Annotated in this window: 5 protein-coding genes and 1 pseudogene; 2 read left to right on the top strand and 4 right to left on the bottom strand. The window is 49.7% G+C overall.

Annotated features, from left to right (window positions below; translation table 11 throughout):
* Positions 1-228 precede the first annotated feature (228 nt).
* A pseudogene (locus L3J94_09815) lies at positions 229-670 on the bottom strand (transposase).
* Between the two features lie 129 nt (positions 671-799).
* Between L3J94_09815 and L3J94_09810 the strand changes: the two are divergent.
* Both L3J94_09810 and L3J94_09805 read left to right on the top strand, forming a co-directional pair.
* Positions 800-3,619: a hypothetical protein gene (locus L3J94_09810; protein ID MCF6219029.1), complete on the top strand. Its 2,820-nt coding sequence runs from the start codon at positions 800-802 to the stop codon at positions 3,617-3,619.
* Between the two features lie 25 nt (positions 3,620-3,644).
* On the top strand, positions 3,645-4,322 hold the full coding sequence (locus tag L3J94_09805; protein ID MCF6219028.1) for a TIGR04283 family arsenosugar biosynthesis glycosyltransferase: 678 nt from the start codon (positions 3,645-3,647) through the stop codon (positions 4,320-4,322).
* 194 nt (positions 4,323-4,516) lie between these two features.
* On the opposite strand, the gene malQ is transcribed toward L3J94_09805, so the two are convergent.
* From malQ to glgC, 3 genes are read right to left on the bottom strand one after another with little or no spacing between them, the layout of a single operon-like run.
* Positions 4,517-5,980 carry a 4-alpha-glucanotransferase gene (gene malQ, locus L3J94_09800; GenBank protein ID MCF6219027.1) on the bottom strand — a complete coding sequence of 488 codons (1,464 nt, stop codon included), beginning with the start codon at positions 5,978-5,980 and terminating at the stop codon, positions 4,517-4,519.
* An 8-nt stretch (positions 5,981-5,988) separates the two neighbouring features.
* Positions 5,989-7,698 (bottom strand): glycoside hydrolase family 57 protein, encoded by a 1,710-nt coding sequence (locus tag L3J94_09795; protein MCF6219026.1) that lies wholly within the window; start codon positions 7,696-7,698, stop codon positions 5,989-5,991.
* Positions 7,688-8,971, bottom strand: a complete 1,284-nt coding sequence (gene glgC / locus L3J94_09790; protein ID MCF6219025.1) for a glucose-1-phosphate adenylyltransferase — start codon at positions 8,969-8,971, stop codon at positions 7,688-7,690. The genes L3J94_09795 and glgC overlap by 11 nt, the downstream gene beginning before the upstream one ends.
* Between the last annotated feature and the right edge of the window lie 130 nt (positions 8,972-9,101).

The following is a 9,101-nucleotide window of genomic DNA, read 5'->3' as shown; positions in this document are numbered from 1 at the left end:
TGGCGCTCTGTCAGTGCTGTCGTGCCTGCTTCTGCTTCATTCATTTCTCTGCTCCGTGGTGATTGAGTATCACAGGGTGAAGGGAAATGGCTCAGGTTGGTAGGGTGGGGTTGATTTGGCGCTTACGTCAATAGCGGTATTGGCGGCTATTGAGGGCTTTATCTGGCCTTTTCTTTACCCTCAGTGGATTAGTTGTCCATAGTTGGCCAGTTTCTCTCTATTGTGTACTCAGCAGTAGAGTTGCCATTGGCCTTGTACTTTGCTTTTTCCTCTCAGGCTAAAACGATTGAGTCCTTTGTTGCTGCACATGTTGGCGAATACGGGTTGACCGCCATGGACGGCGGAAATGCAGATATTGCAGGAGCAAACTATCTGCCGACTACGGACATGCGGTGGCTGTAGATCTGTTTGCCTTTTTCACTGTCTACCCGCGCTTTCATCCAATCCGTGTGATTGGCAGCGGGGGTGCATTGTTTGATGATGAAGGAGACTTGGCGGCCATGGCCGGTTGTATTAACCGAGTCTGGTTTTCTCATGCACTGCTCTTTTAATTCGCAGCGTCGACAGTCGCTGATGCGACCTTCGAAGAAGATTTTGTCGTTACCCTGCTGTCTTTCTTTTCATTCTTTAACCACATGACTTTGCCAGCGGGACATTCGCAGCGCTTCTCTTCGCTGTTAAAGAAGCAGAAGGGTTAAACAATAGACTATTAATACGTTATGTACAGACTTGACCCCTTTACTTTATTAATTGCCAACAATCGTGGTATTCTCTATTAATAGCCTAGGAGGCCAACGGTGTGCGCTCATATAAAATAAAGTATCTTTTATGGCTCTCCCTACTCTACGCGCCCTTGCTCCATGCGACGGCCCTTCATGATCCACAACTCTCCTGGAATACGCTGGAAAGCCAACATTTCCTGATCCACTTCCACCAAGGCGAAACGGCCTTGGCTAACGAACTTTCTGGTATTGCTGAACAGCACCATCAGCGCCTCAGCCAGGCATTTAATTGGCAGCCAAAAAAGAAGACCCATGTAGTGCTTACTGATCGTTTTGATTTCAGCAACGGCTGGGCAACACCGCTACCCGATAATCGCATCACCCTTATTGTACGCCCACCTAGCAGTGGTAGTGGACTAGAGGATTATGACCATTGGCTGGAGTTGGTTTTCATCCATGAATATATCCATATTTTACACTTAGATATGGCCAACGGCAGCCCGAAAGCCTTACGCAAACTATTTGGCCGTCTGCCACTGCTGTTCCCTCACCTGTTTCAACCTAGCTGGCTCATTGAGGGGTTGGCAACAGAGTATGAAACCGACGAAAAACGTGGCACTGGCCGTGGACAAGGGGCGCTCTTTCGCGGTGTGATGGCGATTGAGTGGCAGCACGGTATAAAACCACTGTCACAAATTAGCGCGGCCCCCACTGAGTGGCCCGCAGGTATGACACCCTATCTTTACGGGGTCTACTTTCAACAGTTCCTCAGTGAGCAGTATGGTGAAGAGAAAAAACTTGCCTGGTTGGCCATTTACAGCCGACAACTTTTCCCCTTTATGGTGAATACCGCCCTGCGGCGTGCATTCGGCAAAGATTTTCCCGTACTATGGGGTGAGTTTGAGCGCTATTTGGATCAGCGTTTCGATAAAGATTTCCAACGCTACCAACAGCGAACCCAAGCCACTGCCACAATCACCCGCGAAGGGTACTATTCGGGCAATGCTCAACTGATGGAAAACGGTGATCTCTACTACATCGTTGATAGCCTCTATGATAACAACACCCTTTTCTACCGAGCTTCTGAAAGTAAAAAGGGTGAGGCGATCAGCGATATTCAAGGTGAGCAATTTGATGTTCACCCCGAACATGGCATCTTGATGGTACAGCCAGAGGTTAGCAACAATAGTAATATTTTCAATGAAATATACTTACTTCCTCATGGAGAAAGTAACCCCCAACAGCTGACTCACAATGGCCGCTACCAATATGCTATCTGGGACCAGCAACAGATCATCGCCATCCACTACACTCTTGGCCGTTTCGCCCTGCATCGTCTCGATATTGACGGCCAGTTACGGGAGGTATTGTGGCAAGGTGATACCCATACTGTACTGGCATCGATCACCCTTTCACCGGATAGAACGCAGTTAATTGGAGCAAAACTCAATAAATCCGATGGCTGGGATCTGGCGCTATTCGATATGCAACAAAAGCAGTGGCAACCGCTAACCCACAATAGTGACATCGAGTTACAGCCGCGCTTTAGCCCGGATGGAAAATCGGTGCTGTTCAGTGCGGACTACAGTGGTTTTTATGAAATTTATCAGCTCGATTTACAACACCATACACAGCAGCAACTGACCCACAGCTGGGGTGGTGCGCACCATCCCGCACTCAGTCATGATGGAAAAACCCTCTATTTTAACAAGCTGACTACCAACGGTTGGAATCTGCACCAAACAACACCTCTGGCAATAGCATCGCCCAGCCCCATAAGCCAGCGCACGCCGTGGGTTCCACCCACCACAGCTGAAACTACCCCATCACACTACCAGGCATTTCGCCATGTCACGCCACAATGGTGGCTTCCCTTCTTTAGCCTAGAGCCTGGGTTGGCAGTTGTCGGGGCGACCACCTCAGGCAGTGACCCTCTCTATCGTCATCAATACTCACTATCGATTGGCTTCAACTCCGTCGACCCTACTCCTTTTGGCAGCATGCTCTACCGCTATAATCGCTGGTATACTGGGTTACAATTAATCGCACAACGCAGCAATGGTTACTATAAGGATGCGGCTGATAATGTCATTGCAATTGCTAACAGTGACGATTTAATTCTCAGCACCGAAACACCTTTTATCTGGCGAGACCAGCAGTGGGCACTGCACAGTGGCTTAGTGATCAGCAACGATGGTTACAGCTTTATTGAACAGGGCTATGCCGCCTCAAATGAGACTAAAAACAGCCTATTTGGTCTTGCCGTAAGCTATAACAACAGCCGCTATTATGCTCGCTCAATCAGCACCATCGATGGCCGCAGCATCAACTTGGTTGTTGAGAAAAACAAGGTGATCTACGGTGACTACGAAGGTGTGGTTAAGCGGTTAGATTGGCGCGAATATATCCGCATAGGTCGCGCTGCCACTTTTGCACTCCGTTATGCCCAAGGCCTGGGCGAGCCATCAACCCCACAATTTGAGTTGGGTGGTCATAATATTACTCCCATTACTCGCCCAGGCACCGGGCTATCAATCCCCCCATTCAACCAACAGAGATTTGCCCTTCGCGGCTATCCCGAAGGGTTGCCCTCACTACGTGGTCAATCAATGCAGCTCGCCAGTGCTGAATTAAGGGTTCCGCTCAGCCGGCTGGAGCGCACGGCCTCAGTGCCGCCCATCGGCCTGCAACAGATATATGGCTCGCTTTTTTATGATCTGGGAGCGGCCTGGGATGAGGGGGAGTCACGGGAGTATATGCGAGGTGCGGGTGCAGAGTTACACACTCAGCTATTACTCGGCTACAGATTGCCTCTCACGCTGACCTTTGGTGTGGCCAGAGGTATTGATCTAGGTGGCGAGAAGCAGCTTTATCTGCGGCTCCTTGGTCAGTTTTAAGCGCCAGATAGAGATCACCTGAAGCATGAAAAATCGTATTTCCATTATTATTCCGGTTCTGAATGAGGGTGCGGAGGTGGTACGGACCCTAAATCGACTGGCTCACTATCGTACTGCCGGGCACGAAGTGATTGTAGTTGATGGTGGCAGTAACGATGAAACGCTCCTATTGGCTTTAAACGGTGCTGACCATGTTGTGAATTCTGATCGTGGCCGCGCTCGACAGATGAACTGTGGTGCGGCGCTGGCATCGGGTGATATTTTGCTGTTTTTACATGTGGATACTCAATTACCAGAGGGTGGCATTGCGCTGATCCAAGATGCCATTGCCCATAAGAGTCTATGGGGTCGTTTTGATGTGCGGCTATCAGGCCGGCACCCCCTGTTTCGAGTGATTGAAAAGATGATGAATTGGCGCTCTTCTCTAACGGGCATTGCGACAGGCGACCAAGCCATTTTTGTGCGCCGTGACCTTTTCGAAACGGTGGGTAGATTTTCTGAACAGCCACTAATGGAGGATATTGAGCTGAGTAGGCAGTTAAAAAAAGTAGCGGCTCCTCTCGCTATTCGAGAAACCGTGGTGACCTCTAGCCGACGCTGGGAGCAGCATGGTATTTTCACTACCCTGCTGCTCATGTGGCGGCTGCGCTTTCTTTACTGGTGGGGCGTAGACGCTAAAAAACTGGCCAAAATGTACCTATGAGGTGGAGGACGGAGGCGTGCAAGATATCCCACTAGGAGGCTGTCGGGCTTAGGTGATCGTAGCGAGGGAAAGCCATTTTGAGTCCATTTTTTTGATCGTTTGAGGCGAATATTGAGCATATTCAACGAAAATGATCGGAAAAATGGGCCTGAATGGCTTTTCCGCAGTAGATTCACCCTAAGTCCGACAGCCTCCTAGCGCCCGTATAGTTTCACCAAGTGATGAAAATACCCTTGTTGCCCTGGTTGCAGTTGGTGCCAGTCAAATTTCCACAGCCAGTTACCTTCAGGTGTACCCGGTACATTCATACGGTGTGAAGAGTCCAGCCCCAATATATCTTGCATGGGTATGATCGACCAAAGTGCAACTGACGCCAGCGCGGCGCGAATCAGTGGCCACGGCATCTCCTCCTCAGGGCGGCCCAGGTACTCCATCACAGCAGCTCTCTGCTCGCCCGATAGTCCAGCAAACCAGCCACAACTGGTGTCGTTATCGTGGGTTCCTGTATAAACCACACTACAGAGTTCATGGTTATGTGGCAGGTAGCTATTTTCGGCGCCTCCATCAAAGGCAAACTGCAATATCTTCATGCCAGGCAGTTGAAAGCGCTCACGCAACGCATGAACTTCTGGTGTAATCATACCCAAATCTTCAGCTACCAATGGAAGTGAACCTAGCGCCTCGGTAATCGCATCGAACAGCGCCGCATCAGGGCCCTTCACCCAATGACCGTGCATGGCGGTCTCTTCGTGTGCCTGGATCTCCCAGTAAGCTTCAAAGCCACGAAAATGGTCAATCCGCACCACATCAAAAAGCTCCATCTGAGTACGCAGCCGGTCGACCCACCATGCATAGTTATTTTTAGCCATCGCTTGCCAATCATAGAGTGGATTGCCCCAACGTTGTCCTGTCTCCGAGAAATAGTCCGGCGGCACACCGGCCACAACCGTTGGCTGCCCCTGCTCATCTAGCAGAAAATACTCCCGGTGTGCCCACACTTCGGCGCTGTCGTGCGCAACAAAAATCGGCATATCGCCAAATAACAGAACATCACGCTCTGCGGCAAAGGCTTTCAACGCTTGCCACTGTGAGAAGAACATATATTGTTCAAATTTAACCCGCCGGATGCTCTCTTCAAGTCCAGCCGCCGCTTGGGAGAGGGCCTCCGGGTCTCGATCTCGCAAGGGCGCGGGGAAATCTACCCATGAACAGAGGTGGTGAATTTGGCGCAGCGCACGATAGAGTGCAAAATCGTGTAACCAGTCGTGGTGAGACTCACAAAATAAATAAAATGCCTGCTGTTCTGATTCATCAGCCGTTGCTAAAAAACATCTACAAGCATCACTCAAACAGGTACGGCGCTTGGCACTATCGTCCAGCTGCCGCTTGGATTCCAGTTGCTCGTGCTGCAACCAGCCTTGCTCTACTAGCCTCTCAAGACTGATCAGCAGCTCATTGCCCGCATTAACCGAGAGGCACTGATAGGGGGAGCCATCAGAGTGTGTGGGGCCGGTGGGTAACATTTGCCAAAGTGTTGCGCCGCTCTGCTGTAAAAACTCCACAAAGCGATAGGCATCAGCCCCTAAATCTCCGCTGGGGAGCGAAGTGGGGTGCAAAAGAACACCGGCCCGGCGTTTCCTGTCATCTGGGTTAAGCATTTCTGCTCCTAATTTTCTTGGCCAGGTCGCATAGTACCGCCCATTGCGGGCGCACCACTACCGTGGGTAAAGACATGGGATAGATAGTCGGGGGGCTCTTCACCTAATAGCTCATAGAGTCGTGCGAGATGCATACGAAACATCTCCTCAAAATCACTCACTGAATCGGAAGGGTTATAATCACCAAACCACCAAAACCAGTCAGACCCTTCGCAAATGAAGAGTTGTTTTTCAGCTGCTTCCAGCTCAGTCTCACTTAAACGGTCGGTGGCGACCACTCGGTCATAACAGCGCTTTACATCACCCAGCATATCCCAGCCACGATTCTTATCGGCATCTCCAATCCAAGTAGAGAAGGTGCCGTACACCCAGCTACCCGCCATCAAACCCTGTAACTTTCCGATGGGTGGTTTGCTTTCAACCACTTCAGAGTAGGTAGTTAGCTCTATTCCAGGGTGCTCTGAGAGCCGCTGGTAGAGCGCACTTAGAAAATAATATCCATTTTCCGGGTAGTATTCCCAGGCATTTTCACCATCCAGAATAATTGAGACGACACTCCCTTCCATATCTTCACGGTGCTCGGCGATGTTTTCCAGATTTTTAACCAAGTTATTGACCGCATCATCGGCGTGCCAAGTGGAGTAGGTAAACCCGAACATATCTGAAAGGCCATCATCACGAAAAAACAGGCGAATATTTTGATCCTGAACCTGATACCCCTGATGGGAGCCGCGGCACTCCAACCCATCCACCGAGCAGCCATCACGATTGATGCTGTTACGCATCACATTTTCACCGGTTGCACTCCACTGAAAGCCATATTCATCAAACACTTCCAATGCATCCACTGAAACACCGCCCTCTGCCGGCCAGATACCTTTAGGCCTAAAACCAAAGTAGCTTTCAAACACTTTAAGGCCATGGCTAATATGACGGCGCAGTCGTTCATCACCTCCGGGATACTGCTGCAACAACGGCAAGGGTGCATCCGGCATCGCCTCTTTTGCGGAATCAATCGACAACAGTAGGGGGGCAATGGGATGAGCGTAAGGGGTCATTGAGAGCTCAATTTGACCACTCTCTGCCAGCTTTCGGTAACGGGGTATTAAGCCTGAAAGCAACTCACCAATCACCTCCATCAGCAAGTTACGATCATGCATATTGAAGTTGATACCCTTCTCTATCAAGTGTTTAACCCGATCATCCTCTCGCCTGACAAACTCACCCAGCCACGCAAGGTGGTACCAGACCAACAGATCAGCCAGGTACTGTTCTGAGATGTAACAGAGCGCATCGCGATTGGTACAAAGCCAATCGGCAATTTCGGCCAGACGTTTGAATGGCGCAAAGCGATTAATCACCGTTTCACGGTTTGCACGCAGACAGTTTTTTATCAAACGAAGGCGCTTGTCACAATCACTCGGCATGACTGAACGATTCAACATACTCAGCATGGGGTCGTTAATTGATGTTCTTCGTTTGAGGTGCCGCTGTACCTGCAGCGCATACTCTTCAATCTGCTCCAGCAGTATCGGCACAAAATTGACAACCGCTTTAGCTTTAGGGACAGCCTCTAAATGAGCGGCCATATCCACGTAGTCTTTAATGGCATGCAGGTAGGTCCAGGGTTGCTGAAACTCACCACTACTGAGGTCGCGATATTCCGGCTGATGCATGTGCCAGCACAACACCACCTTCAATCGACCTTTATCTGACATGTCTATACTCCTGGTCTAACATTTCGGGGGTAACCAATACCACGCCGCTTTCTGAAACATAAAAACGCTCGGCATCCTTCTCGGCATCTTCGCCAATAACGGTGCCTTCCGGAATGATACAACCCTTATCGATAATCGCTTTCTTGATTATGCAGTTTCGACCAATCTCTACATTGGGCAAAATCACACTCTCTTCAATATGAGAGAAAGAGTTAATGCGAACCATTGAGAACAGCACTGATTTTTTAACCTCGGCACCGGAGATAATACAACCACCCGACACCAGTGAATCAATCGCCATGCCACGACGGCCTTCATCATCAAAAATAAACTTAGCCGGCGGGAGCTGCTCTTGATAGGTCCATATTGGCCACTCATTATCATATAAATTAAGCTCCGGTGTGATGCCAGCCAACTCAATGTTTGATGTCCAGAAAGAGTCGACGGTACCCACATCACGCCAATAGCCATTGCCACCGGTTTGAACATCGCGAAAAGCATAACCAAAGACACGATATTTTTTGATTGCATTGGGAATGATATTTTTGCCGAAATCATGATCTGAACCCGGCGTATCGGCATCACGAATCAACTGTTCACAAAGAAATTTGGTATTAAAAACATAGATACCCATGGAGGCCAGTGCTGTTGTGGTACTACCGGGCATCGGATCCGGGTTGTCGGGCTTTTCGGCAAAGTCTGTAATACGCCAATCTTCATTTACCGACATCACGCCAAAGGCCTTGGCTTGATCCATCGGCACTTCAATACAGCCGATGGTCATATCCGCTTTAGATTCAACATGGGCCGCGATCATCGTGCCATAGTCCATCTTATAGATATGATCGCCCGCGAGGATCAATATATATTCGGCATTGTGGGAGCGGATAATATCGAGGTTTTGGTATACAGAGTCAGCCGTACCCACATACCAGTTTTCAGTGATGCGCTGCTGTGCCGGCATCAGTTCGACGAACTCACCGAACTCTGCACGCAGAAAGCTCCAGCCATTTTGGATGTGCCCGATCAGCGAGTGGGCTTTATATTGGGTGAGAATTCCCACCTTGCGGATACCCGAGTTGATACAGTTAGAAAGCGGGAAATCAATAATACGAAACTTGCCGCCAAAAGGAACCGCAGGCTTGGCACGCCAAGCGGTCAGGTGTTTAAGGCGAGAGCCACGGCCACCCGCCATTATCAAAGCCAAGGTATTACGGGTAATTTTGCTGACAAAACGGCCCTGCATAGCACTGTTCGAATCATTCTGTTTCATCTCTTCTCCCCCTTGTGAACCCTCATCCAGGGAGGGTCTTATCAGAGCCTCCCAAGCAGACAGCTAATAGAGCTGTCAACACATATAATGGTTATTTAGAGAAGCTCTGAATAAGCCAGCATAAAGCATT

This window comes from Gammaproteobacteria bacterium (assembly GCA_021647245.1).
GTDB lineage: Bacteria > Pseudomonadota > Gammaproteobacteria > RBG-16-57-12 > RBG-16-57-12 > JAFLJP01.
The sequence above is the reverse complement of the archived record's forward strand: the minus strand, read 5'-3'. Positions and strand labels throughout refer to the sequence as shown.

Excerpts from the sequence above, each read along its gene's own strand:
- malQ (MCF6219027.1), bottom strand. The coding sequence starts at position 5,980 with ATGCTTAACCCAGATGACAGGAAACGCCGGGCCGGTGTTCTTTTGCAC.
- L3J94_09795 (MCF6219026.1), bottom strand. The coding sequence starts at position 7,698 with ATGTCAGATAAAGGTCGATTGAAGGTGGTGTTGTGCTGGCACATGCAT.
- glgC (MCF6219025.1), bottom strand. The coding sequence starts at position 8,971 with ATGAAACAGAATGATTCGAACAGTGCTATGCAGGGCCGTTTTGTCAGC.
- L3J94_09805 (MCF6219028.1), top strand. The coding sequence starts at position 3,645 with ATGAAAAATCGTATTTCCATTATTATTCCGGTTCTGAATGAGGGTGCG.